The 22,600-nt window shown below is 62.6% G+C and carries 20 protein-coding genes and 3 pseudogenes; 8 read left to right on the forward strand and 15 right to left on the reverse strand.

Going from position 1 to position 22,600, the window contains the following annotated elements:
* Window positions 1-243, reverse strand: a complete 243-nt coding sequence (locus AC07W0_RS07300) for a hypothetical protein (RefSeq protein ID WP_173678060.1) — start codon at window positions 241-243, stop codon at window positions 1-3.
* On the opposite strand from AC07W0_RS07300, the gene AC07W0_RS07305 reads away from it, so the two are divergent.
* Complete coding sequence (locus AC07W0_RS07305; RefSeq protein WP_046385231.1) at window positions 172-630, forward strand: HIT family protein; 459 nt, start codon at window positions 172-174, stop codon at window positions 628-630. The two genes, AC07W0_RS07300 and AC07W0_RS07305, sit on opposite strands and share 72 nt — an antisense overlap.
* Window positions 631-757: 127 nt before the next feature.
* Here the strand turns inward: AC07W0_RS07305 and AC07W0_RS07310 are convergent, their stop codons facing one another.
* The 7 genes from AC07W0_RS07310 to AC07W0_RS07340 all read right to left on the reverse strand — a co-directional run bounded on the left by AC07W0_RS07310 (window position 758) and on the right by AC07W0_RS07340 (window position 7,938).
* On the reverse strand, window positions 758-1,096 hold the full coding sequence (locus AC07W0_RS07310; protein ID WP_017848092.1) for a Na+/H+ antiporter subunit G: 339 nt from the start codon (window positions 1,094-1,096) through the stop codon (window positions 758-760).
* Window positions 1,093-1,371 carry a K+/H+ antiporter subunit F gene (locus tag AC07W0_RS07315; RefSeq protein ID WP_017848091.1) on the reverse strand — a complete coding sequence of 93 codons (279 nt, stop codon included), beginning with the start codon at window positions 1,369-1,371 and terminating at the stop codon, window positions 1,093-1,095. Before AC07W0_RS07315 ends, AC07W0_RS07310 begins: the two co-directional genes overlap by 4 nt.
* Window positions 1,368-1,856, reverse strand: coding sequence for a Na+/H+ antiporter subunit E (locus AC07W0_RS07320; protein WP_102617247.1), 489 nt, complete (start codon window positions 1,854-1,856; stop codon window positions 1,368-1,370). The genes AC07W0_RS07315 and AC07W0_RS07320 overlap by 4 nt, the downstream gene beginning before the upstream one ends.
* The gene (locus AC07W0_RS07325; RefSeq protein ID WP_046382882.1) at window positions 1,853-3,535 is read right to left on the reverse strand and encodes a monovalent cation/H+ antiporter subunit D; all 1,683 of its coding nucleotides are present in this window, start codon (window positions 3,533-3,535) and stop codon (window positions 1,853-1,855) included. The genes AC07W0_RS07320 and AC07W0_RS07325 overlap by 4 nt, the downstream gene beginning before the upstream one ends.
* Window positions 3,532-3,876 carry a Na+/H+ antiporter subunit C gene (locus AC07W0_RS07330; RefSeq protein ID WP_007986256.1) on the reverse strand — a complete coding sequence of 115 codons (345 nt, stop codon included), beginning with the start codon at window positions 3,874-3,876 and terminating at the stop codon, window positions 3,532-3,534. Before AC07W0_RS07330 ends, AC07W0_RS07325 begins: the two co-directional genes overlap by 4 nt.
* Window positions 3,876-6,797 (reverse strand): monovalent cation/H+ antiporter subunit A, encoded by a 2,922-nt coding sequence (locus tag AC07W0_RS07335; protein ID WP_017848088.1) that lies wholly within the window; start codon window positions 6,795-6,797, stop codon window positions 3,876-3,878. The genes AC07W0_RS07330 and AC07W0_RS07335 overlap by 1 nt, the downstream gene beginning before the upstream one ends.
* Window positions 6,798-7,008: 211 nt before the next feature.
* Window positions 7,009-7,938, reverse strand: coding sequence for a DMT family transporter (locus AC07W0_RS07340; protein ID WP_046485013.1), 930 nt, complete (start codon window positions 7,936-7,938; stop codon window positions 7,009-7,011).
* A 92-nt stretch (window positions 7,939-8,030) separates the two neighbouring features.
* Here AC07W0_RS07340 and AC07W0_RS07345 point away from each other — a divergent pair, with 92 nt between their 5' ends.
* Window positions 8,031-8,594 carry a helix-turn-helix domain-containing protein gene (locus AC07W0_RS07345; RefSeq protein ID WP_017848086.1) on the forward strand — a complete coding sequence of 188 codons (564 nt, stop codon included), beginning with the start codon at window positions 8,031-8,033 and terminating at the stop codon, window positions 8,592-8,594.
* Window positions 8,595-8,688: 94 nt separating this feature from the next.
* A pseudogene (locus AC07W0_RS07350) lies at window positions 8,689-9,393 on the forward strand (LLM class flavin-dependent oxidoreductase); the annotation flags it as partial.
* Between the two features lie 71 nt (window positions 9,394-9,464).
* Here AC07W0_RS07350 and AC07W0_RS07355 read toward each other — a convergent pair.
* Window positions 9,465-10,364: a hypothetical protein gene (locus AC07W0_RS07355; protein WP_102617246.1), complete on the reverse strand. Its 900-nt coding sequence runs from the start codon at window positions 10,362-10,364 to the stop codon at window positions 9,465-9,467.
* Between the two features lie 407 nt (window positions 10,365-10,771).
* Between AC07W0_RS07355 and AC07W0_RS07360 the strand changes: the two are divergent.
* From AC07W0_RS07360 to AC07W0_RS07370, 3 genes and pseudogenes are all read left to right on the forward strand, one after another.
* A pseudogene (locus tag AC07W0_RS07360) lies at window positions 10,772-10,915 on the forward strand (AMP-binding protein); the annotation flags it as partial.
* Window positions 10,912-11,497 (forward strand): annotated as a pseudogene (locus AC07W0_RS07365) (ABC transporter ATP-binding protein). The pseudogenes AC07W0_RS07360 and AC07W0_RS07365, both read left to right, overlap by 4 nt.
* Window positions 11,498-11,509: 12 nt before the next feature.
* Window positions 11,510-12,904 (forward strand): FAD/NAD(P)-binding protein, encoded by a 1,395-nt coding sequence (locus AC07W0_RS07370; RefSeq protein ID WP_102617245.1) that lies wholly within the window; start codon window positions 11,510-11,512, stop codon window positions 12,902-12,904.
* A gap of 22 nt (window positions 12,905-12,926) precedes the next feature.
* On the opposite strand, the gene AC07W0_RS07375 is transcribed toward AC07W0_RS07370, so the two are convergent.
* From AC07W0_RS07375 to AC07W0_RS07390, 4 genes are read right to left on the reverse strand one after another with little or no spacing between them, the layout of a single operon-like run.
* A complete protein-coding gene (locus AC07W0_RS07375; RefSeq protein WP_017848080.1) occupies window positions 12,927-14,180 on the reverse strand; it encodes an efflux RND transporter periplasmic adaptor subunit in 1,254 nt (417 codons plus the stop codon).
* Window positions 14,170-15,651 (reverse strand): TolC family protein, encoded by a 1,482-nt coding sequence (locus AC07W0_RS07380; RefSeq protein WP_102617244.1) that lies wholly within the window; start codon window positions 15,649-15,651, stop codon window positions 14,170-14,172. Before AC07W0_RS07380 ends, AC07W0_RS07375 begins: the two co-directional genes overlap by 11 nt.
* Window positions 15,644-16,843: an ABC transporter permease gene (locus AC07W0_RS07385; protein ID WP_102617243.1), complete on the reverse strand. Its 1,200-nt coding sequence runs from the start codon at window positions 16,841-16,843 to the stop codon at window positions 15,644-15,646. The genes AC07W0_RS07380 and AC07W0_RS07385 overlap by 8 nt, the downstream gene beginning before the upstream one ends.
* Entirely contained in the window at window positions 16,840-17,547 is a 708-nt protein-coding gene (locus AC07W0_RS07390; protein WP_017848077.1) for an ABC transporter ATP-binding protein, read from the reverse strand. The genes AC07W0_RS07385 and AC07W0_RS07390 overlap by 4 nt, the downstream gene beginning before the upstream one ends.
* A 356-nt stretch (window positions 17,548-17,903) precedes the next feature.
* On the opposite strand from AC07W0_RS07390, the gene AC07W0_RS07395 reads away from it, so the two are divergent.
* Window positions 17,904-18,656: a TetR/AcrR family transcriptional regulator gene (locus tag AC07W0_RS07395; protein ID WP_017848076.1), complete on the forward strand. Its 753-nt coding sequence runs from the start codon at window positions 17,904-17,906 to the stop codon at window positions 18,654-18,656.
* 168 nt (window positions 18,657-18,824) lie between these two features.
* On the opposite strand, the gene AC07W0_RS07400 is transcribed toward AC07W0_RS07395, so the two are convergent.
* Together AC07W0_RS07400 and AC07W0_RS07405 are read right to left on the reverse strand one after the other, a co-directional pair.
* Window positions 18,825-19,886 (reverse strand): FUSC family protein, encoded by a 1,062-nt coding sequence (locus AC07W0_RS07400; RefSeq protein ID WP_026140166.1) that lies wholly within the window; start codon window positions 19,884-19,886, stop codon window positions 18,825-18,827.
* A 23-nt stretch (window positions 19,887-19,909) separates the two neighbouring features.
* Entirely contained in the window at window positions 19,910-21,526 is a 1,617-nt protein-coding gene (locus tag AC07W0_RS07405) for an NADP-dependent glyceraldehyde-3-phosphate dehydrogenase (RefSeq protein WP_102617242.1), read from the reverse strand.
* 138 nt (window positions 21,527-21,664) lie between these two features.
* On the opposite strand from AC07W0_RS07405, the gene AC07W0_RS07410 reads away from it, so the two are divergent.
* Entirely contained in the window at window positions 21,665-22,528 is an 864-nt protein-coding gene (locus tag AC07W0_RS07410) for a Dyp-type peroxidase (RefSeq protein ID WP_102651088.1), read from the forward strand.
* Window positions 22,529-22,600: the final 72 nt, after the last annotated feature.

Here is a 22,600-nt window from a genome sequence, read left to right on the forward strand (position 1 = left end):
TCAGCGAAACATGCGCGAAGGGCCGGTCTTCGCAACGCTGTCGGAACACGGCTTCGAGCCGTAGCCAACCTGCGACGTTCTGGAAAAAGCCCATTTGTTTTGACGCCCGCCCAATCCTGGCTTTAGATGGTCGACCAGACCAAGCCCATGATGAAACTGACGGTGATTCAAATGGATTGTATTTTCTGCAGCATTGTCCGAAAAACCTCCCCGGCCCATATTCTGTGGGAAGACCAACAGCATATGGCCTTCCTGTCTATTTTCCCCAACACGCCCGGTTTCAGCGTGGTGATCCCCAAGCAGCACTACGGAAGCTATGCCTTCGCCCAGTCGGATGAAGTGCTGGCAGGTCTGGTGGTGGCGGCGAAGAAAACCGCGCAGCAGATCGACCGGGCGTTTCCCGATGTGGCGCGCACGGGGATGATTCTGGAAGGCTACGGGGTGGATCACCTGCATGCGAAGCTGTTTCCCATGCATGGGACCGGGCAGGACAGTGACTTCAAGCCCATCAGTTCCAGGGTCGACAAGTTCTTTGATCGCTACGAGGGGTACATCTCGTCCCACGATTTTGTGCGGGCGGATGATGCCGAATTGGCGGAGTTGGCGGCGCACATCCGATCCTTCGCCTAGCCTCGATCCAAATGTGGGAGGGGGCTTGCCCCCGATAGCGGTGTGTCAGCGACAGCTGCATTCACTGACACCCTGCTATCGGGGGCAAGCCCCCTCCCACATTTTTTTGACCGTGTCGCATCAGAACTCAGCGACGGCTGCTGACCTCGGCGGGCACATCGTCACCGGCCATGCGCTTGCGGAACAGCGCGGTGCGCGCCAGCAGCAGCGTCGTCACCGGCACGGTGATCGACAACAAGATCGGGATCAACCAGCCATGCAACACCGGCCCGGACTTGAGCACCGAAAAATAGATGATCGACGCCAACGCCACGCTCCACGCGCCCAGCGTCGAGGCCAGTGCCGGCGGGTGCATGCGCTGGAAGAAATCCTTCATGCGCAGCAACCCGATTGCGCCAATCAGGGCAAACACGCTGCTCAGCACCAGCAACACGGCCACGCACACTTCAACCCATAACGGCATCATTCGATCACCTCGCCACGCAGCAGGAATTTGGCCAGGGCAAATGACCCAACAAAGCCAAACAGCGCAATCAACAGCGCCGCTTCGAAGTAGGTATCACTGGCATACCGAATGCCCAGCACCAGCATCATCAGCATCGCCAGGATGTACAGGTAGTCCAGCGCCAGGACCCGGTCCTGGGCCGATGGGCCTTTGAACAGGCGGACCAGTGTCAGCGCCATGGCCAGCGAGAACAGGAACAGGCTGAACAGGATCGCATTGGAGAGCAGGGCGCTCATTCGAAGATCTCCATCAAGGGCCGTTCGTAGTCGTGTTTGAAGTGCTGGATAAACTGCGCTTCATCGTCCAGGTCGAAGACGTGCAGCAGCAGGATGCTGCGGTCCAGGGCGAGTTCCGACCAGACGGTGCCGGGGGTCACGCTGGTGATCATCGACAACACGGCCAGGCCGTTGGCGTCGCGCAGGTCCAGGGGGATTTTGATAAAGCGCGAACGCGGTGGCCGCGAGCCGCACACCAGCACGCCCCAGGCGACTTGCAGGTTGGAGATGATCACGTCACGCCCCACCCGTAAGAACAGGCGGATGATCACCCCGGGGCGGCGGATGCGGATCGGCAGCGGGCGCAGCGGCGCCATCAGCAGCGGCGCGAGCAAACCCAGTAGCGCGCCCAGTAACAGGTTGCCGGGGCTGATCGACAGGTTCAGCAGCAGCCACAACACCCACAACGCCAGCGATAACCACGGGGCCGGGAACAGGCGCTTCATGGCTGCACCTCCAGCGCCGCGGTCTTGGCTTCAGGGCTGGGCACCGGGCGCGTGGCCATGACCGCCATCACATACTGTTCCGGGTTGTTCAGGCTCTTGGCGGTGTCCAGGGTGTAGCGCATCAGCGGCTCGGCCTTGAAGGTCAGCAGGATGCTCAGGCCGAGCAGGAAGAAGATCGGCACGCACTCATAACGGCGCAGCAGCGGTGACGGGCGTTCTTCCGGGGTCCAGAAGCGCTGGATGCCCAGGCGGGCGAAGGCGATCAGCGAGGCCAGGCCGGACAGGATCAGCAACGTCACCAGGCCCCACGCGGCAGGGCGGACAGGCTCATCCAGCGCATGGCCCAAGCCCGGCGGATTGACCAGCGCGCTCAACAGGCTGAGTTTGCCGATAAACCCCGACAGCGGCGGCATGCCGATGATCAGCAGGGCGCAGGCGACAAAGCTCAAGCCGAGGAAGGCCATGGTCCAGGGAATCACCTGGCCGACCACGGCTTTCTGTTCGTCATCGAGGTTGACGCCGGGGCGCGGATGCAGGGATTCCATGGCTTTGGGCAGCGCATCGATCTCTTCATCCAGCGGCAGGTCGTTGGCCGAGCGTGAGCGTTCGATCAATTCGGCCAGCAGGAACAGCGCACTCAACGCCAGCGTGGAACTGACCAGATAGAACAGTGCTCCGGCTGTCAGGCTCGGCTGGGCGAACCCCACCGACGAGAGCAGGATGCCGGCCGAGACCAGGATGCTCAAACTGGCCATGCGCTCCAGGCGCTGCGCCGCCAGCATCGCCAGCGCCGCGCAGATGATGGTCGCCATGCCGCCGTACACCAGCCAGTCGCCGCCGAACAGCGCCGACGCCCCGGCCTGGCCGGAGAACAGCAGGGTCCACAGGCGCAGCACGGTGTACACGCCGACCTTGGTCATGATCGCGAACATCGCTGCCACCGGCGCGCTGGCCGATGAGTACGCCGGCGCCAGCCAGAAGTTCAGCGGCCACATGCCGGCCTTGGCCAGGAATGCGGTGGCGAGGATCGCCGCACCCGCATGCAACAGGCCGCGATCGGCTTCTGGCACCAGCGGGATTTTCAGCGCCAGGTCCGCGAAGTTCAGTGTGCCGGTGACGCCATAGATCATTGCCGCGCCAATCAGGAACAGCGACGAGGCCAGCAGGTTGATCGCGATGTAATGCAGCCCCGACGACACCCGCGCCCGGCCGGAACCGTGCAGCATCAAGCCATAGGAGGCCGCCAGCAACACCTCGAAGAACACGAACAGGTTGAACAGGTCGGCGGTGAGAAAGGCGCCGTAGAGGCCCATCATCTGGATCTGGAACAACGCATGGAAACTGGTGCCCGCACGGTCCCAGCGCGCCATCGCGAACAGCAACGCACTCACGCCGATGATCCCGGTGAGCACCAGCATCAGCGCCGACAGTTGGTCCACCACCAGCACGATGCCGAACGGCACTTGCCAGTTGCCGGGCAAGTACACGCCGATCGAACCGGGGCCGCCTTGTTGCGTCCAGTACAACAGCAGGATGGCGATAGCGAGGCCGAGCATGCTCGAGAACAGGTTGATACGCGCCTTGAGCGGACGGTGCTTCTCGCCGAGCATCAGCATCAGCGCGGCGGTCAGCAACGGCAGCAGGATCGGCGCGACGATCAGTTGGTTGACCCAGGTCATTCCTTGGGCTCCCGGCCGTCCACATGGTCGGTGCCGGTCAGGCCCCGCGACGCCAGCAGTACCACGAGGAACAGCGCGGTCATGGCGAAGCTGATCACGATCGCCGTCAGCACCAGGGCCTGGGGCAGGGGATCGGTGTAGTGCAACAGGTCTTGCGGCACGCCGTCCTTGATGATCGGCTCTTTACCGATAAACAGGCTGCCCATGCTGAAAATGAACAGGTTGACCCCATACGACAACAGGCACAGACCCATCACCACCTGGAACGTCCGTGGCCGCAGGATCAACCAGACGCCGGAGGCCGCCAGGACCCCAATGGCAATTGCGATGACTTCTTCCATCAGGCGGCTCCTTCCGGTGTGGCAACGGTTTTCGGCTGGTTGCTCGGTTTATGGGCCCGCACCGATTGGTGACCGAGGGCGGTGAGCATCAGCAGCGTCGAGCCGACGACCATGGCGTACACGCCGACATCGAAGAACAGGGCGCTGGCGATATGGATGTCGCCCAACACCGGCAAGCTGAGATGCCAGGTGTGGGTGGTGAGGAACGGGTAGCCGGCGAACAATGCGCCGAGCCCGGTGAGAGTCGCCGAGAACAGGCCGAAGCCCATCCAGCGCATCGGCCGCAGACTCATCTGCGCCTCGACCCACTGGGTGCCGGCGACCATGTATTGCAGGATAAACGCCACCGACATCACCAGGCCCGCGACGAAACCACCGCCCGGTTGGTTGTGGCCGCGCATGAACAGATAGAACGACACCACCAGCGCAATCGGCAGCAGCAGGCGCACCAGCACCGCCGGCACCATCATGTAGCCCAGGGCGGTGTCGCTGGCCTGGCGCGGGTTGATCAGGTCGGTGGCTACGTCCGGCGCGAGTTGGCGCTGTTGCGCGGGCAGTTGCATGCTTTCCTTGGAGGGGCGGAAGCGTCGCAGCAGGGCATACACGGTCAGCGCCACGGCGCCGAGCACGGTGATTTCGCCGAGGGTGTCGAAGCCACGGAAGTCCACCAGCATCACGTTCACCACATTGCTGCCGCCGCCTTCGGGGAGGGCGCGGCTCAAGTAGAACGAGGAAATGTCGTTAGGCGTCTGGCGGGTCAGCATCGCGTAGGACAGCAGCGCCATGCCGCCACCGACCACGGTGGACAACAGGAAGTCGCGCAAGCGACGAATGCGTGCCTTGCGCAGCGTACTGGGCAGTGGCGACACTTCTTCGATCCGCCGTGGCAGCCAGCGCAGGCCCAGCAGGATCAGCACGGTGGTCACCACTTCCACGACCAGTTGCGTCAGCGCCAGGTCCGGCGCCGAGAACCACACGAAGGTGATGCAGGTCATCATGCCGCACACGCTGACCATGGTCAGGGCCGCCAGCCGGTGGTACTTGGCCTGCCAGGCGGCGCCGAGGGCGCAGGCAATCGCCAGCAGCCACAGGGTGACGAACACGATGGAACCCGGGATCTTCGGCCGGTCGCCCCAACTGAGGCCGCTGTTGAGCAGCGGGATCAGCCCGCCGATCACGGCGACCAGCACCAGCAGGAACAACTGCGTCTGCAGGCGCTTGGTACTGATGCGTTTCTCGATTTTGCGCGCACCGCGCATCATCAGCACCAGGCAGCGCTCGAAGCCGCGCTTGCCGTTGAAGTAGCTGATCACCGGCGGGTACTTGAAGCGCCCGCGCTTGAGTTGCTTGCGCAGCAGCAGGTAGAGCAGCACCCCGCCGCACATCGCCACCAGGCTCATGATCATCGGCGCGTTCCAGCCGTGCCAGATGGCCAGGCTGTATTGCGGCAACACGCCGCCGACGACCGGCAGCGCGGCGGCGGCGAGGATCGAGCCGACCACCTGGGCCGGGAAGATCCCCACCAGCAGGCAGGTGAACACCAACAGCTCCACCGGCGCGCGCATCCAGCGGGGAGGCTCGTGCGGGGTGTGGGGCAGGTCCGTCGCAGGCGGGCCGAAGAACACATCCACGGTGAAACGCAGCGCGTAGGCCACGCTGAACGTGCCGGCGATGGTCGCGATCACCGGCAGGGCGATTTCCACCCAGGCGGTCGACGAGATGAATACGGTTTCAGCGAAGAACATCTCTTTGGACAGGAAGCCATTGAGCAACGGCACGCCGGCCATGGACGCACTGGCCACCATCGCCAGGGTTGCGGTAAACGGGATCAGGCGCACCAGGCCGCTGAGCTTGCGGATATCGCGGGTGCCGCTTTCGTGGTCGATGATGCCCGCCGCCATGAACAGCGAGGCCTTGAAGGTGGCGTGGTTGAGGATGTGGAACACTGCGGCGACGGCGGCCAGTGGGCTGTTGAGGCCGAGCAGCAGGGTGATCAGGCCAAGGTGGCTGATGGTGGAGTAGGCCAGCAGGCCCTTGAGATCGTTCTGGAACATGGCGCAGTAAGCGCCGAGCAGGAGGGTCAGGGCGCCGGCGCCGCCGACGAGCCAGAACCATTCTTCGCTGCCGGACAGCGACGGCCACAGGCGGGCCAGCAGGAACACGCCGGCCTTCACCATCGTCGCCGAATGCAGGTAGGCCGACACCGGTGTCGGTGCCGCCATGGCGTGGGGCAGCCAGAAGTGGAACGGGAACTGCGCGCTTTTGCTCAACGCGCCGATCAGCACCAGGGCCAGCATGACCGGGTACAGCGAGTGCGCGCGAATCTGATCGCCCGCCGCCAGGACCAAGTCCAGGTCATAGCTGCCGACGATATGCCCCAGCAGCATCACGCCGGCCAGCAGGCACAAACCGCCCGCGCCGGTGACCATCAACGCCATGTAGGCACCGCGTCGCGCATCGGCGCGGTGGTGCCAGTAACCGATCAGCAGGAACGAGAACAGGCTGGTCAGTTCCCAGAAGAACACGATCTGGATCAGGTTGCCGGAGATCACCAGGCCGAGCATGGCCCCCATGAATGCCAGGAAAAACGCAAAGAAGCGCGGCACCGGATCGTCCGGCGACATGTAGTAACGCGCATACAGCGACACCAGCGTGCCGATGCCGAGCACCAGCATCGAGAACAGCCAGGCGAAGCCGTCCATGCGCAAGACGAAATTCACGCCCAGGCTGGGCAACCACATGAATTCTTCGCGGATCACCCCGCCGTGGGCGATTTGAGGGTAGAGCAGGGCGACTTGAACAGTACCGATCAGGGCGATGAGGCCGGCCAGCAAGGATTCGGTGTTACGTGCGTTGTGCGGCAGCAAGGCCGCCAGACAGCTGCCGATAAAAGGCAGAAGCAGTAGAACTATCAGGGACATAGGCTTCTAATCTGCGGGAGTTTGGGATGCATCATACGTGCCGCTTTCTTGATCACCAAACGGCAACGTGTGGCAGGATCCTACAAGGTAGGCTGAAAACGCCTATTTGGCATTGTTTCAGCTAACCCCCCACCACGCGCACCAGCGCCTGATTGTGGACGCTGGGCGTGCCCGGGATGGCGATTTGACAGCCACCGCCCGGGCTCGGACCTTACCCCTGCTGTTCCTGTTCCCGCGCATTTTGCAATTCGATGGCCTTCTGCCCGCGCGTCTTCAACTCACTCACCACCACCGCCGCCACGATCAACGCCGCCCCGACCATGGCAATCGGCGGGAACCGCTCCCCGGCAATCCGCCCAACCACGCCGGCCCACACCGGTTCCCCGGCATAAATCAATGTGGCCCGCGTCGGCGAAACGCTTTGCTGCGCCCAGTTCATCGCCACCTGGATCACCGCGCTGGTCAAGCCCAGGCCCACCGCGCTGAACAACAGCAACCAGGAGAACCCCGGCAACGCCTCGCCCATCGGCACCACCATCAGGAACGACAACAACGACGCCGTGGCCAGTTGCACCACGGTCACCCGGCGCACGTCCACTTGCCCGGCAAATGCGCTGATCAGGATGATCTCGGCGGCAATCGCCACCGCACCGACCAGCGTGGCGATCTCGCCGGGGCTGAAATTCAGCGAAGCACCGGCCGGGCCGGTCAACAGCATCAACCCGGCGAACGCCAGCATGATGCCAATGCTCGGCATCAACCCTGGCCGACGACCCAGCACCAGCCATTGCAACAACGGCACGAACGGGACATAGAGCGCGGTAATGAACGCCGACTGGCTGCTCAGAATCGTCTGCAGGCCGATGGTCTGCAGCCCGTAACCAAACATGATCGCCACGCCGATAAATACGCCGGCTTTCAACTCGAACAGGGTCAGGTCGCGCAGGGTGCGCAAAGAGAAAAAACCAACCGCGATCGTCGCCGCGGCAAACCGCAGGCCCACGAAAAACATCGGCCCGCTGACAGTCATGGCGTGCTGCACCAGCAAAAAGGTGCCGCCCCAGATCATGGTGATGAACACCAGGATGCATTCGGCTTTGCTGAAGCGGTTGAAACGCGAGGGAGCATTCGGGGTGGTCATGGCGGCTCAGTCTTGCAAGGGAAGGGCGCGGAACGCACAATGCGCCGCACGCTGGGCAGTATACTGCGCACACCCACCCATTGAGCAATATAGTGCACAAAGAAAATCCGCAACGGGCCTCGGTCCTGCAGCATGTCAGCCAGAATGTTCGTCGCCTGCGTCATGCCGCCGACTTGAGCCAGACCGCGCTCTCGGAAAAGTCCGGGGTCAGCCGACGCATGCTGGTGGCCATCGAGGCTGGCGAGAAAAACGTCAGCCTGTCCACCCTCGACCGCGTCGCCGAAGCGCTGGACGTGGCTTTCAGCGACCTGATCCAGGCCCCGGATGCACCTGACCATAGCCGTATCAACGAACTGGCCTGGGCCGGTGACATCCCCGGCAGCAAAGCTGTATTGCTTGCCAAGGCCACGGCGCGGCGTGAAGTCGAGCTGTGGGAGATGCGCCTGGAGCCGGGCGATTGCTACAGCCCCGAGCCGGACCCGGATGGCTGGAGCGTGCAGTTGTTCGTGTTCGAAGGCCGCCTGACATTGGTGCTGGATGGTCAGGAAAAACCGGTCGGCGCCGGTGAGTTCTTCATGTTCGCCAGCCGCCAGGCCCACGCCTATCGCAATGACGGCGACGTGGCGGTGCGCTTTGTGCGCAATGTGGTGATCTAACTGTTGACCCGCCAACAGCGGATGGACACTTTGCTCGATCGCAGGCGGGTTCCCCTGCATTGAAATGACGGCAACCTACTGATCTTATTGAAGTGGCAAGCAGTTCGCTGCCGAGCAGGCCGAGTGCGTGTTTGTCGCCGCACCGTCCAAGACGCTGCTGAAAAACACCGTCGCCGACATTCGTCGCCGCGCGGCCGAGGCCGGGCGTGATCCGCGCAAGATCCTGATCTTTAACCTGCAGACGGTGATCGTCGGCGAGACCGACGCGAAGGCCAAGGCCAAGTTCGACGAGTACAAATCCTACGTCAGCTACGAAGGCGCCATGGCGCTGATCTCCGGCTGGACTGGCATCGACTTCAGCCAGTTCAAGCCCGACGAACCGCTCAAGCATGTGCATACCAATGCGATTCAGTCGGCGGTGGAAGCCTTCTCCACGGCGGACCCGAGCAAGGTCTGGACGCCCAAGGAACTGGCCGACTGGGTCGGTATCGGCGGCTTTAGCCCGCTGTTTGTCGGCAGCCCGGAGACGGTCGCGGACTTGTTGCAGGAGTGGGTGGAAGACACCGATGTGGACGGCTTCAACCTGGCCTATGCGCTGACCCACGAAACCTTTATCGACGCGGTGGAACTGCTGGTGCCGGAGTTGCAGAAGCGTGGGGTGTACAAGAAGGAATACGCCCAGGGCACGTTGCGCGAGAAGTTGTTTGGTGAAGGTGCAAGGTTGCCCGAGTCCCACCCAGGCAGCGGTTATCGCGTATTGGCAAATGTGCAGAAAGATAGAACTGCTGCGCGTGCCTGATTCAACCGAGCGAAAGGGCCCTCGGGTGTTGCGCATGACACGCAACACCCGAGGGAAGATGACAAATACGTTTATTGTTCCAGGTTGAAGCTTCCATTGTCAGCTCTTAAAACGAGTTGGCTGCCATCACCAAGTTCGGCGGTGCCGACAAAGTTGAATGTTCCAGAAAGTTTGCCTTTAATCGCCTCGAAATCTGGAATTGAATTGAATGTGACCGTACCGCTTTCAGCGCTCCAAACGAAACCTTCAAGGATATGGAAGAAAAACAGACGGACCTGTTTGCTTTCAGGACTAAAGCTGTAGGTGCCGCGTGAAAGGCCTTCGGCTATGTTGATGGATAATACATAGTCCTTAAAGTCGGGTTTCGATGTGAACTGTCGTGACCAGGCCTGTAGATAGGCAGGGAAACTACCCGTCTCTCCTCTTTTATTAAACCCTGTCTCATTAGACTCATAACGCTCATTAATCGACTCGCTGAGGTTACACGCCACCAAACCGCTGGCTCTGGCTTTCTTGTCCTCGGTAAATCCTTGGAGTTTCATCTCGCCCTGGGTAAGAGAGACTGTTTTTGAACCGCTTTGTGCTGCAAACTCGAAGGTTGACTCCACTGTCTGCAGGGTGCTGTTCAGCGTGACCGTCACACTTCCGCTGATGGCGGTGTAAGGGCGAAATGACGAGGAAGTTGCTTTTGTCCATGACGCATTGGCTTTCCCCTGCGCACCATGGTCGTCAACGATTGCGTAGGTTTTTTTTACAACGTCACCCTCGTTAGGCAACCACAGCGAAATATATTGATATTGACCAAGATGGTCTTCATCGCTTGCGCCTGAGATATACCATCTGTTTGTTTTTTCATCCAGATAGAAATAGAAGCGTGTGCCCTCGAAACTGTTAAAGTCCTCGTCGTCATTCACTATTGCACTGGCTGTGCCTGAAGTGGCTTTTGGCTTGGTTTTATTCGAGCTGCTCATAAGCGGCTCTCCTTTGTTGTGATGTGGGTTCGGCTTGAGTCTATTAAGCGGGCAATACAATATCTACTGTCAAAAATGACAGGTATAACGTGATCGTTTCTAATAGCGAAAATGGTTATTCGGAACACATGTTTGAATGCCGCTCACTTGTCAATTCCGACCCCGCTTGGCAGGGTATTCGCTGTTGCTCCAGCAACAGCGAAGAAGCACTTTGTGCTGTGTCAGCTTCATAACTGTTGATGAACGCCTGGGTTATGCGGCGTTTTATATCGGCATGGTTCCTGCTTAGTCTTTATATCAACGCTATCGACTTTCCGTTCAATCCTCATTCAGCCAGCGGACCACCGCACGCTTACCCACCCAATAGGAGCATCACCCCTATGAGCGTGCATGTACTCAAACCTCCGCCGGCTCTGCGCCGTCTGCTGAAAAACCGCGTGCGCAAACTGCTGGGCTTTCAACGCCTGGCCTCTATCTGGCAGCCACCCAGCACGGGCAAGTCCGTTGTCGAGCCGGTGTGGCTGGCTGAATTCAAACGGGACATCGCATGAGCCAAGCCATTCTCCAGGTGCGGGATATCTCGCTGACGGTCAACGACATCGAAGTGATCTACGACGGCGCGATCCTCGCCGTGGCGGGGGTGTCGCTGAGCGTGCCCAAGGGCGCGATCGTCGCCCTGCTCGGCGCCAATGGCGCCGGCAAGAGCACCACGCTCAAGGCGATCTCCGGGCTGGTGCGCGCCGAGCGTGCCGAAGTCAGCCGTGGCGTGATCGAATACGCCGGCCACGACCTGGCCGGCGTCGACCCCAGCCAACGGGTGCGCCAGGGCATGGTGCATGTACTCGAAGGTCGCCATCGGCCGGGCGTTGATGACCCGTCCTACTTTGGTACTGCTCGACGAGCCGTCCATGGGTTTGGCGCCTATGATCGTGCAGGAGATATTCGAGATCGTCGCGCAGCTCAACCGCGAGCAGCAGGTGAGCTTCCTGATCGCCGAGCAGAACATCAACGTCGCGCTCAACTATGCGTCCCATGGCTACGTGCTGGATACTGGCCGCGTGGCCTTGAGCGGCAGCGCCGCCGAACTGTTGGCGCGGGGCGATTTGCATGACATCTATCTGGGTAAACAGTAAAGGCGAACAGGCATGACTGAATCCATCCGCAACGCCGATGTCCTGATCATCGGCGGCGGCCTGAGCGGTACGATGCTGGCCGTGCAACTGCTGCGCCTGCCCGGCTCGCGGCAGATCCTGGTGATCGAACCGCGCACCGAACTTGGTCGCGGCGAGGCCTACAGTGCGGTCGAGCTGGGCCATACCTTGAACGGCAATGCGGCGCGCATGAGTGTCGACCCGGACAACGCCGACGACCTGACCCAATGGCTCACCGATTACATCGGCGCCGGCTGCTGGCCGGAGTCGGACCAGCAGCATGTGCCGATCAGCGAGCTGTTCCCGCCGCGCGGGATGTTCGGGTTGTACGCGCAGCAACGCTTGGCCGAGGCCAAGGCGCTGTCGACGTCTACCGTCGAGCATGTCCGCGCCGAAGTGGTCGACCTGCAAGTGGACCCCGCCTCGACGCTGCTGACCCTGGATAACGGCCAGCAACTGCGCGGTGCCCAGGCGGTGTTGGCGACCGGCATGTTCCCGGCGGCGCGCACGCCGCAGACCGAATCCAGCGGCTTGAACGCCGCCGCAGTCGACCCGTGGGACGTGCAGGCCATGAGCCAACTCGACCCGCGCGCGACGGTGCTGATCATCGGTTCCGGGCTGACCATGGTCGACGCCGTGGTGTCCCTGGAACAGGCTGGGCACCGGGGCCCGATCGAGGTGTTCTCGCGCCACGGCCTGCTGCCCCATGTGCGTCGACAGCCACCGGGCTGGGACGATTTTCTCGCCGCCGACCACCGCCTGCGCAGCCCTCGGCAGTTGCTGCGCGAGGTGCGTCGGCAGTGTCGTATCGCGACGGCGCAGGGCATCGATTGGCAGGCGCCGCTGGACACCGTGCGCGCGCATATCGGCCGTTTGTGGAGCCAGGCCAGCGAGCGCGAGAAGCGCCAGTTCGTGCGGCATGTGCGGCCGTGGTGGGAAAGTCATCACCACCGTTCGCCGCCGCTGAGTGCGCAGTTGGTGGCGCGCCTGCATGAGGAAGGGCGCCTGCGCATTCGCGCGGCGTCGTTCAAGGGCTTGGCGCCTGCGGTCAACGGCGTCAGCATCCGCTTGCGTTACCGTGGCGAGCAAGCGATCACCCAGGTTGCGGGCGCGGCGCTGATCAATTCCAGCGGCATCGAATACGACTGGCGCCGCGTAGCCCGGCCGTTGCCCCAGCAGTTGCTCAAACGCGGGTTGATCCAGCCCGGGCCGCTGGCGTTGGGGATCGCAGCGGATGCCTCGGGGGCGGTGCTGGATGCCCAGGGCCAGGCCAGCCGGCGCCTGTTCGCCATGGGCCCGCCGCTGCGCGGGATGTGGTGGGAGAGCACGGCGGTGACCGATGTGGCGCTTCAGGCCAAGGCGCTGGCGTTGAAGCTGACAACGATCTAAAGGTGGGAGGGGGCAACTTCCTCTACCTAGGGGTCTTCACAAAACCGGGTTTTAGGCCAAATACCTCGACACCCTGCGGCGTCGATTGCCCGGTGGTCACGGTCACGCGTTCCACCGGCTGGTCCATCGTCGGCCGATATTCGACGGTCATGTCCGGCTGGATCGCCTGGCTCGGAATCACGATCGCCTGCGCGTTGTTGTAAGTGACGATGGTCAGTCGCGCACTCATCCCCAGCCGTACCCGCTGCAATTGCTGCGGGGTCAGCCTGGGGATCGACAGGGTTACCGGGAACTGCGCGCTGCCCTGTGTATCGCCGGCAATCGCCAAACCGCTGACCACACTCACCGAGCCGCTCAACCGTTCGCCGTCGAAGCCATCGCCCATCACTTCCACCGCCTGGCCCTGGTGCAGTTGGTTGATGTCCAGCTCGGAGACCCTGGCGACGATTTTCAGCCGTTCGATATTGGCCAGACCGAACAGCACCTGGCCCTGGCTGACCTTGCTGCCGGCCTGCACCGGGGCGTTGGTGTTGCCCGCGCCTGCTGCCGCGTTGCTGCTTCCGGGGGCGGGCACCACGATGCCGGAGAAGGGCGCCTTGACCTCCTTGTCTTCGAGCTGTCGGTAGAGCGCGTCGTACTTCACCGTGGCATTGGTCAGCTCCATCTCGGCGATCTGTCGGTATTCGCCCTTGCCTTGCTCCAGTGCCTGTTGCAGTTCATCGCGTGCGGCGATCAGGTCCAGTTGTTGCTGCTGGGTCTGTTGCTTGAGGTCGTCCAGTTCGTTGCGCGGGATGATGCCGCGCTGAAACAGGTTTTCGCTTTCGGTGAGTTTGCGCTGGGTGTTGTCGGCGCTCATTTGCGCGGTGCGCAGGCTGCGACGCGCACGGCTGACGGTGGGACTGCTGTCCCAGTCTTGCATTTCCTGCACGGTGCGCCGGGCCTTGAGTTGCGCGGAGAGTGCATCGCGCAGTTGCACTTCGAGCAGGGCCGGGTCCATGCGCAGCAACACTTGCCCGGCGTCGACGCGTTGGCCTTGCTCCACCAGGTTGGCCTGCACATTGCCGTCGAACGGCGCGGTGAGGGTGAGGGTGGTGTCGGGCTCGATCTTGCCCACCAGGCCGATCTGATGCACCAGCGCGCCAGGCGTCACCGCCAGCCACTGTTCGGTCGGGAGGATCGGGTCGGCGGTGCTGCGATGGCTTTGCACCGCAACGCCGGCGGCCGCCAGCAGCACGATCAATCCAGCCGCCAGCAGGCGTTTTTGGTTAGTAGTCATTGAGGGCGATTTCCCAGCTTTCCAGCGTCATGCCCAGGGTCAGATCGAGCTGGGTCTGGGCGTTCAAATAAGCGATCAGCGCATTGAGCTGCGTGTTTTCGGCGTTGCGCAGGTCGGTCTCGAAACTCAGCACCTGGAAGTTGGTGGAGCGCCCGGCGCTGAGTTTTTCGCGTTCGATCTCGATCTTGCGCCGCGACAATTCCACGGCGCGTTGGGAGATTTCGTACTGGCGCCAGCGCGTGCCGAGGTCGCGCACCACGTTGTTCACGCTGCGTTCCAGTTCCTGGCGGGCGTCGGTGATGCGGATGGCCTGATCCTCCACATTCACCCGCGCGCGCACTTCGGCCTGGCGCGTGCTGATGTTGCCGATGGGGATTTGCACCTGCACCCCGGCGTAGCTGTCCCAACTGCGGTTGTTGCCGCTGCCGGTGTCGCTGTCGTAGTTGTTGCGTATCTGGTTCGCCCCGGCCACCAGGTCCACTTGCCAGCGCCCGGAGTCTTTGGCGATCACCAGGTTGAGGTCGGCCTGCTGGCTGCCGAGCAGGGTGGCGAGGTATTCCGGTTGCTGGTTCTGCGCCAGGTTGAAGGCCTCGCGTTTGTCGATCTGCATGGGCTTGGCCTCCAGGGCTTCGGTGGCGCGGATCGGCGTCGACAGGTCGAGGGCCAGCAGGCGCAGCAAGGCCAGGCGGCTGGTGTCGAGTTGGTTCTGCGCTTCTTCCACGCCCAGTTGCTGGGTGGCGATATCGGCTTCGGTCTGCACGATCTCGAACTCGGCCATGCGCCCGGCGCTGATCAGCGCCTTGTTGACCTCCAGCAAGGTGTTGGCGCGCTTCAGCGCGTCCTGGACGATGCTCAGTTGCTCCTGGGCGCGCAGCAACTCGCGGTAGGTGGCGATGATCTGGCTGATGGTTTGTGCCACGGTGGCCTTGAGGTTCAGGCGGTTGGCCTGCTCCGACAGGCGCGACAGGCGCAACGGCGCGGTGGTCGCGTCCCAGCCGGCGCCGCGCATCAGCGGTTGGATGAGCGCCAGGTCGAGGCCGTCGCTGCGGTAGCGACCGGCCCGGTTGGCGTTATTCAGTTGCTGGGTCCAAGCCATGCTCAGGCGCGTGCCGTACTCGCCCAGCAGGCTGGTGGCAGGGGCCACGTTGGTATTGCGTGCATTGTCGGCGGAGCCGCGGGAGCTGCGGTAATAGCTGTTGAGGGTGAGCTTGGGGTTGAACACGTCTTCGGCCACGCGCAGGTCGAATTTCTGCGCGACCCGCTGCAGGTAGGCGCTGCGAATCGCCGGATTGTTGCGCAGGCCCAGGTACACCGCGTCGCCCAGGGTAACGGCGGTGACCTGGGCATTCAGCGAGACGCCGCGATCATAGCCGCTGCGCGTGGTGCTGGGCGCCGTGGGCCGGATCAGCATATCGGCGGCGACACTCGGCAGGCTGATCAGCGCCAGGAGCAGCAGCAGGCGTTTATTCATCGCGCAACGCCTCCACCGGCTGCAACCGTGAGGCCGAGACCGCCGGGTAAATGCCGAAGAACAACCCCACCAGCAAGGTGCTGCCCACCCCCAGGGGCAGGGCGGCGACCGCCAGGGCGAAGGCCCAGCCCGACAGCCAGGCATAGAGCCACGCGGCGGTCATGCCGAGCACCGCGCCGCACAGCGCGCCGACGGCGGTGAGGGTGATGGCTTCGAGCAGGAACAGGTTGCGGATATCCCGCTGGCGCGCGCCGAGCGCCATGCGAATGCCGATCTCGCGGCGGCGTTCGGAGACGTTCATCAGCATCACGTTCATCACCCCGACACCGCCGCCCACCAGCGAGATCGCGCCCAGGGCCAGCAGCAGGTAGGCGAAGGTGCGGCTCTGCCGGGTCATGCCGTCGATCATTTGCTGGGGCACCGTGATGTCGACGCTGTGCTCGGTCAATTGGCGTTGCAGCGCGGCGGCGGCGTCCCGGGCGATGCGTTCCATGTCCTGGCCCGGTGCGGCGCGGATGATCACGTTGCCGATTTGCGGGCTGGCGTAGATGCGGCGCATGCCATCGGCGGGAATGAACAGCGATTCGTTGGCCTGCACCGGCATCAGCATCGCCCGGGGCTGGTGGTGCAGGATGCCGACCACCTGGAACAGGTAATCGTTGATACGCACGCGGTCGCCCAGCTTTAACGGCGCGCCGGGGGCGCCAAGGGCCTGGGCGATCTGGTCGCCGATCACGCCGTAGGTTTCGTTGGCATCGAACGCCGACAGGAAGCGCCCCTCGCGCAGCGCCAGGCGCAGGGCCGCGGGGATATCCGCTGTGCTGCCGACGAAGTTGGCGTTGACGCTGCGGCCCTGGAACACGATGGGGCCGCTGAACAGGCTCAGCGCGCCGATGTGCGCGATCCCGGGCACTGCCTGGCGCACGGCGTCGAGGTCTAGGCGGGTACGCATTGGTACGCTGCTGTCGGCTTTGGGCGGAAACTGCGCGACCAGGGTGTCGGTGCCCATGTCCTTGAAAATCAGCGCGGCATCCACCGCCGCGTTATGCCCGATATTGATCAGCGCCACCACCGACGAACTGCCGATCACGATGCCCAGCAGCGCGAGGATCGAGCGCTTGCCCAGGGTGCGCAGGCTGACGAACGCTTCATGCAGTAATTGGCTCAGGCTCTGCTCGACCCGCAGGCTCATGGGCGCCCGGCCTCATGCACCACGCCGTTGCGCACCAGGATCTTGCGCTCCAGGCGTTCGGCGATGTGTGCGTCGTGGGTGACGATGATCAGCGTGACCTGCTGCTCGCGGTTCAGCGCCAGGAGCAGGTCCATGATGTCCTGGGCGGTGCTGCTGTCGAGGTTGCCGGTGGGTTCGTCGGCCAGGATGACCGAGGGCTTGCCCACCAGCGCCCGCGCAATCGCCACACGTTGGCGCTGGCCGCCGGAGAGGTCGGCGGGGCGATGGTGCGCGCGCTCGGCCAGGCCGACTTGTTCGAGCATGCGCAGGGCCTGCTCCACCGACTCGTGGCGCGACACGCCGCGATAACTCAGGGGCAGGGCGACATTGTCCAATGCGCTGAGGCGCGGCAGCAGGTTGAAACTCTGGAACACGAAGCCGATCTGCTGGTTGCGGATCGCCGCCAGTTCATCCGGGCTGGCGCTGAAAATGTCGTGGCCGGCAAAGCGGTACTGGCCGCAGTTGGGCAGATCCAGCAGGCCAAGGATGTTGAGCAGGGTACTTTTGCCGGAGCCGGAGGCGCCGAGGATGCCGCAGCTGTCACCGCGGGCGATGGACAGGCACACATCATTGAGGATGGACAGGTGCTGTCCGGCGAGCTGATAGCGTTTGCCGATGCCTTGCAGGGAGATCAAGCCTGGGTGCGCGGGGGTATCTGTCATCATGACTACGCCTGCAGTCTCGACGCTGCCGTGCTGCCCCGGTAAAAATTTGTAACAAGTTCGGGAGCTGCCTGGGACACGTCACGGACTGGTTTGATTTCTTGTTTTTAAAATATTCTTTGAATACTAACCGCGTTCAACCGGCTCCGCCAGCCATCGTTGTAGAGGGTTTTTACCCTTTGAAATAAATGCACCGGGGGCAAAACCCACCGCGCAAAAATCCTTTGGTCAGCCTCGACGGGCCCGTCTGCCAAGGCTTGCGCTGATATGGCGCAGTGTCACTACTTGCTTTCGAGCGGTGGCCCCGGTATAAAAAATCAAATTTATTTTTAAAACAATATTTCCCGCGTGGAACTTTTATGGTCGTGAAGAAAGTCAGTTCTCCAAACGTTACCAAGACTCGATTGCTGGATGCGACAGAGGCTCTCTTCATCAAATACGGGTATGACGCTGTTCTGTTACGGCAGATTACCGAGCGTGCCCAGGTGAATCTGGCTGCGGTGAACTATCACTTCGGGGACAAGGATGCCCTGATGAAAACCCTGCTGATGCAGCGCCTGGAGCCGCTCAACGAGCAGCGCCTGGAACTGCTGGCACGCTGCGAAGCCGAATCTGACGGCCCCCTCGATTGCGACACGCTGCTCGGTGTGCTGTTCGCCCCGGCCATGGGCCTGGAGCGCAGCGACCCGGCGAGTGGGGAAGGGCGTTCGTTCATTCGTTTCCTGGGGCGGGTCTACAGCGACACCTCGCCGTTTATCCAGGAATACCTCAAGGTCCATTACCAGCCGGTGTTCCAGCGCTTCTTCGAAGCCTTCGCCCTGGCCTTGCCGGACTTGCCGCGCAACGAACTGGGGGTACGCCTGCAATTTGCCCTCAAGGCGATTTCCGGTGTGATGGCCGGCACCGAACTGCGCCTGCTGATGAACTCCATGAGCCTGGGCCGCCCGGCCACGGATGCCGAAGTAATGGCCAAGTTGATCACGCTGGTCTCGGCGGCGATTCGCGTGCCGCAGCAAAGCCCCGAGGCGCAAGTGGCGTTGGCCAAGGTGCTCGATACCCAGCGCGCCATTCGCGAGCAAGCGTCCGCGCCCGCCGGCAAGGTGGCGCGCTAGCTCGAATCCGGGACAAAAAAAAGCCCGCTGGGGCGGCGGGCTTGATGTACAACGTTTGTAACGGATGAGGCTTCACCCTACGTCCCGCGATGTGAATAAGTCGTGAAAAATATGTAAGAAAAAGTGTGAAAGTGTTGGCGCAGGTAAACGCGCTAAATGCCCTCAGGTTCAGATCTTCCAGCGGCCAGCACTTTTGGCCAACTGCTGGCGCATCTCATCCACATTTGCCGCCAATTGCACGGTCAGCAACCGATACCCATCCAATGCGCTGTAGACCGGCGTATCCAATGTCGGCTCGGTAGCGGTGGCCTGGCTCGGCCGCTCCAACCGTGGTGTCACGCCCGACCTCAGCGCGCGCGCCATGCCCACCAATTGCACGCGAATCTGCCGATGCTCGCCCTTCAACATTACCTGCATCCGCGCCATCGCCTGCTCGTCGCGAGGGTCCGGCCGGGTGTTGCCCAGAATCTCCAGGGTGCTGATGCACATGCGCAAATGCCGCTGGATCGTGTCCAACTGGGTCATGGAGATCCGTACCTCCTTGGACACCGAGGGCATCAACGAACGCAGTTGCAGCATCGCCGTATTCACGTGGCTGAGCAGTTTAAGGTGTTCGTCGTCGGTGACCGATTGACCGCTGATGATGCGGTTATAGATCGCGGCACAGTCGCGCAAGGCACTGGCCAGGTTGTAGCGCCAGGAGTACACGGCATACAGCGGCAAGGCGAAGGAAAACGCCAGGGCCAACGCAATACCGATCAGGATATCGACCGTGCGCCACAGCCCGTCCGACAGCGGATTGTCGCCATGCCCGGCGACGATAAACACGGTGATCGCCGACAACAAGGCGGTGTATCCGCCCTTGCCGATGGCGTGATACGAGAAGAACCCGCACACCACCGACATCAACAAGTAGGTCAGCAGCGGCTGCCCCACATACGTCTCCTGCACCACCAGCAGCAAACCGACGCTGGCGCCGATCAGTGTGCCGTAGGCGCGTTCCATGGCTTTCTTGCCGATATTGCCGTGGTGCTGCAGGCCGCCGATCACCACCAGCATGGTCACCGACGCCCACTCGCCGTGGGGCAGGTTGATGCCGGTGGTCAGCAGGATCGTCGCCAGCAAGCCGATGGACACGCGCACGGCGTGGATCAGCTTGGCATGGCGATAGCGGCGGTAAGGGTCGAGCAGCGGGCGCAGCAGGCGCCGGGCAAATACAGGCAAGTGCAGGTTAATCAACGGCGAGGCGTCCTCTAGAAAATGTAGTCAGTGGTCAAGAAGCTCGAGTTGCGGTTGTGCAGGATCTCGCTGAGCAGTGCCTTGTTACTGTCCTGGAACTTGGTCGCCACCAGGGTGCGGATCGAGAACACACGCAAGGCGTCATGTACCGACAGCGTGCCTTCGGCCGAGTTCTTGCGGCCGTTGAAGGGGAAGGTGTCCGGGCCGCGCTGGCACTGGGCGTTGATATTGATGCGGCCGACCTGATTGGCGAAGGTGTCCACCAGCCGTCCGATTTCGGCCGGGTCGGTGCCGAACAGGCTCAGTTGCTGGCCGAAATCCGATTCCAGTACGTAATCGATCACGGTCTCCAGGTCACGGTAGGGCACGATCGGCACCACCGGGCCGAACTGTTCCTCGTGGTACACGCGCATCTGCGGGTTGACCGGGTACAGCACCGCCGGGTAGAAGAACGAACCGCGACTGACGCCGCCATCGGCATTCATCACGCGGGCGCCGTGTTGGGCTGCATCGGCCACCAGTGCCTTGAGGTAATCGACCTTGCCCACTTCCGGCAGCGGCGTCAGCGACACGCCGTCGTCCCACGGCATGCCGGGCTTCAAGGTCGCCAACTTGGCGTTGAATTTCTGGATGAAACTGTCGACCACGTCTTCATGCACAAACAGGATTTTCAACGCGGTGCAGCGCTGGCCGTTGAACGACAGCGAGCCGGTGACCGCTTCGCTGACGGCATTGTCCAGGTCGACCTGGGGCAGCACGATGCCTGGGTTTTTCGCGTCCAGGCCCAGGGCTGCGCGCAGGCGGTGCGGGCGCGGGTGCAGTTTTTTCAGGTCGCTGGCGGCCTTGTTGGTGCCGATGAACGCGAAAATATCGATCTTGCCGCTGGCCATCAGCGCGCTGACGGTTTCGCGGCCGCTGCCATAGATCACGTTGATCACCCCGGCCGGGAAGCTGTCGCGGAATGCCTCCAGCAGCGGGCGGATCAACAGCACGCCGAGCTTGGCCGGCTTGAACACCACGGTGTTGCCCATGATCAGCGCCGGGATCAGTGTGGTAAACGTCTCGTTCAACGGGTAGTTGTACGGCCCCATGCACAGCGCCACGCCCATCGGTACGCGGCGGATCTGGCCGAGCGTGTCCTGTTCCAGCTCGAAGCGGCTGCTGCGGCGGTCGAGCTCCTTGAGGGCATTGATGGTGTCGGTGATGTAGTCGCAGGTGCGGTCGAACTCTTTCTGCGAGTCCTTGAGGTTCTTGCCGATTTCCCACATCAGCAGCTTGACCACCGCATCACGCTGTTCGCGCATGCGCCGCAAAAACGCTTCGACGTGGCGGATGCGGTCGACCACGCGCATCGTCGGCCATTCCCCCTGGCCGCGGTCATAGGCGCGCACGGCGGCGTCGAGGGCGCTGAGGGCGGTGTCGGCATCCAGCAGCGGCGTGCTGCCGATTTGTACGCGCTCGTCACCCAGTTGCACCGGGCTGAGGACTTGGGCCAAGGGGCCGTTCCATACCTGCAACTGGCCGTCGACCAGGTAATCGCGCTGTTCGATGGGCGCTCCCAGGCGGAATTGCTCGGGAATATCGGCGGCGCAGGAAGGAAACAGCTGGGCGAGCAGGTTATCGGTGGTCATGTCGCTACCCCTGAAATAGTTGCAAAACATGACTAGAGAGTCACCCAACAACGGGTTCTGTGGCAAGGCTTGCGCGCTTTCTTGTACGCACGGCTGCACATGGCGGGTAAACTGCGAGGCTTTCTTGAAGGAGTTCACATGAGTCAGTACCAGCCGGGCATTCTTGCCGCACCGGTGCCTTTACAGGCACGCCATCTGTTTTTTGCCGTGGACTCCCTGGCCGCTGTACCTGCTGCGTTGAACGCATTGGTGCAGTGGACGGATTCGGCCGCAGTGGTCGGTCTGGGTGAGCCGCTGGTCAACGCACTGGGCGCGCGGATCGAAGGGCTGCGCGCATTCCCCGCCGTCAGCGCGCCGGGCGCGCACAACCCCTCCACGCAGCAAGCATTGTGGGTGTGGCTGCATGGCGTGGATCGCGGCGAATTGCTCTTGCGCAGCCGTGCGCTGGAGAAAGCCCTGGCCCCGGCGTTCCGCCTGGTGCAGTCGACTGAAGGCTTCCGCTACAAGAGCGGTTTTGACCTGACCGATTACGAAGACGGCACCGAAAACCCCCACGACGATGCCGCCGTCGAAGCCGCGCTGACCGACAGCGGCGCCAGCTTCGCCGCGATCCAGCAATGGCAGCACGACCTCGATGGTTTTGCCGCGTTGCCTGCCCAGGAACGTGACCACATCATCGGTCGCCGCCACGGCGACAACGAAGAACTGGAAGACGCGCCCGAGTCCGCCCACACCAAACGCACCGCCCAGGAAAGCTTCACCCCGGAAGCGTTCGTGGTGCGCCGCTCGATGCCTTGGGCAGAAAACGGCCAGGCTGGCTTGATGTTCCTCGCGTTCGGGCATTCCTTCGATGCGTTTGAAGCGCAACTGCACCGCATGAGCGGGTTGGAAGACGGCATCGTCGACGGCCTGTACCGCATCAGCACACCGTTGACCGGCGGCTATTACTGGTGCCCGCCGCTCAAGGACGGGCGCCTGGACCTGAGTGCCGTGTTGATCTGACCAGGCGTTTGCCTGGGTCATTGCGTCAGCCCACGCGCCATCACCGATACGGAGTTGGCGCGTTTTTTTTAC

This window comes from Pseudomonas sp. GW704-F2 (assembly GCF_059423025.1).

Bases quoted from the DNA above. Each gene is read 5' to 3' on its own strand.
- AC07W0_RS07405 (WP_102617242.1), bottom strand. From the start codon at position 21,526: ATGACCACCGATAACCTGCTCGCCCAGCTGTTTCCTTCCTGCGCCGCC.
- AC07W0_RS07390 (WP_017848077.1), bottom strand. From the start codon at position 17,547: ATGATGACAGATACCCCCGCGCACCCAGGCTTGATCTCCCTGCAAGGC.
- AC07W0_RS07305 (WP_046385231.1), top strand. From the start codon at position 172: ATGGATTGTATTTTCTGCAGCATTGTCCGAAAAACCTCCCCGGCCCAT.
- AC07W0_RS07395 (WP_017848076.1), top strand. From the start codon at position 17,904: ATGGTCGTGAAGAAAGTCAGTTCTCCAAACGTTACCAAGACTCGATTG.
- AC07W0_RS07340 (WP_046485013.1), bottom strand. From the start codon at position 7,938: ATGACCACCCCGAATGCTCCCTCGCGTTTCAACCGCTTCAGCAAAGCC.
- AC07W0_RS07380 (WP_102617244.1), bottom strand. From the start codon at position 15,651: ATGAATAAACGCCTGCTGCTGCTCCTGGCGCTGATCAGCCTGCCGAGT.
- AC07W0_RS07355 (WP_102617246.1), bottom strand. From the start codon at position 10,364: ATGAGCAGCTCGAATAAAACCAAGCCAAAAGCCACTTCAGGCACAGCC.
- AC07W0_RS07335 (WP_017848088.1), bottom strand. From the start codon at position 6,797: ATGTCCCTGATAGTTCTACTGCTTCTGCCTTTTATCGGCAGCTGTCTG.
- AC07W0_RS07375 (WP_017848080.1), bottom strand. From the start codon at position 14,180: ATGACTACTAACCAAAAACGCCTGCTGGCGGCTGGATTGATCGTGCTG.
- AC07W0_RS07310 (WP_017848092.1), bottom strand. From the start codon at position 1,096: ATGATGCCGTTATGGGTTGAAGTGTGCGTGGCCGTGTTGCTGGTGCTG.
- AC07W0_RS07410 (WP_102651088.1), top strand. From the start codon at position 21,665: ATGAGTCAGTACCAGCCGGGCATTCTTGCCGCACCGGTGCCTTTACAG.
- AC07W0_RS07300 (WP_173678060.1), bottom strand. From the start codon at position 243: ATGCTGTTGGTCTTCCCACAGAATATGGGCCGGGGAGGTTTTTCGGAC.
- AC07W0_RS07320 (WP_102617247.1), bottom strand. From the start codon at position 1,856: ATGAAGCGCCTGTTCCCGGCCCCGTGGTTATCGCTGGCGTTGTGGGTG.
- AC07W0_RS07370 (WP_102617245.1), top strand. From the start codon at position 11,510: ATGACTGAATCCATCCGCAACGCCGATGTCCTGATCATCGGCGGCGGC.
- AC07W0_RS07330 (WP_007986256.1), bottom strand. From the start codon at position 3,876: ATGGAAGAAGTCATCGCAATTGCCATTGGGGTCCTGGCGGCCTCCGGC.
- AC07W0_RS07315 (WP_017848091.1), bottom strand. From the start codon at position 1,371: ATGAGCGCCCTGCTCTCCAATGCGATCCTGTTCAGCCTGTTCCTGTTC.
- AC07W0_RS07325 (WP_046382882.1), bottom strand. From the start codon at position 3,535: ATGACCTGGGTCAACCAACTGATCGTCGCGCCGATCCTGCTGCCGTTG.
- AC07W0_RS07385 (WP_102617243.1), bottom strand. From the start codon at position 16,843: ATGAGCCTGCGGGTCGAGCAGAGCCTGAGCCAATTACTGCATGAAGCG.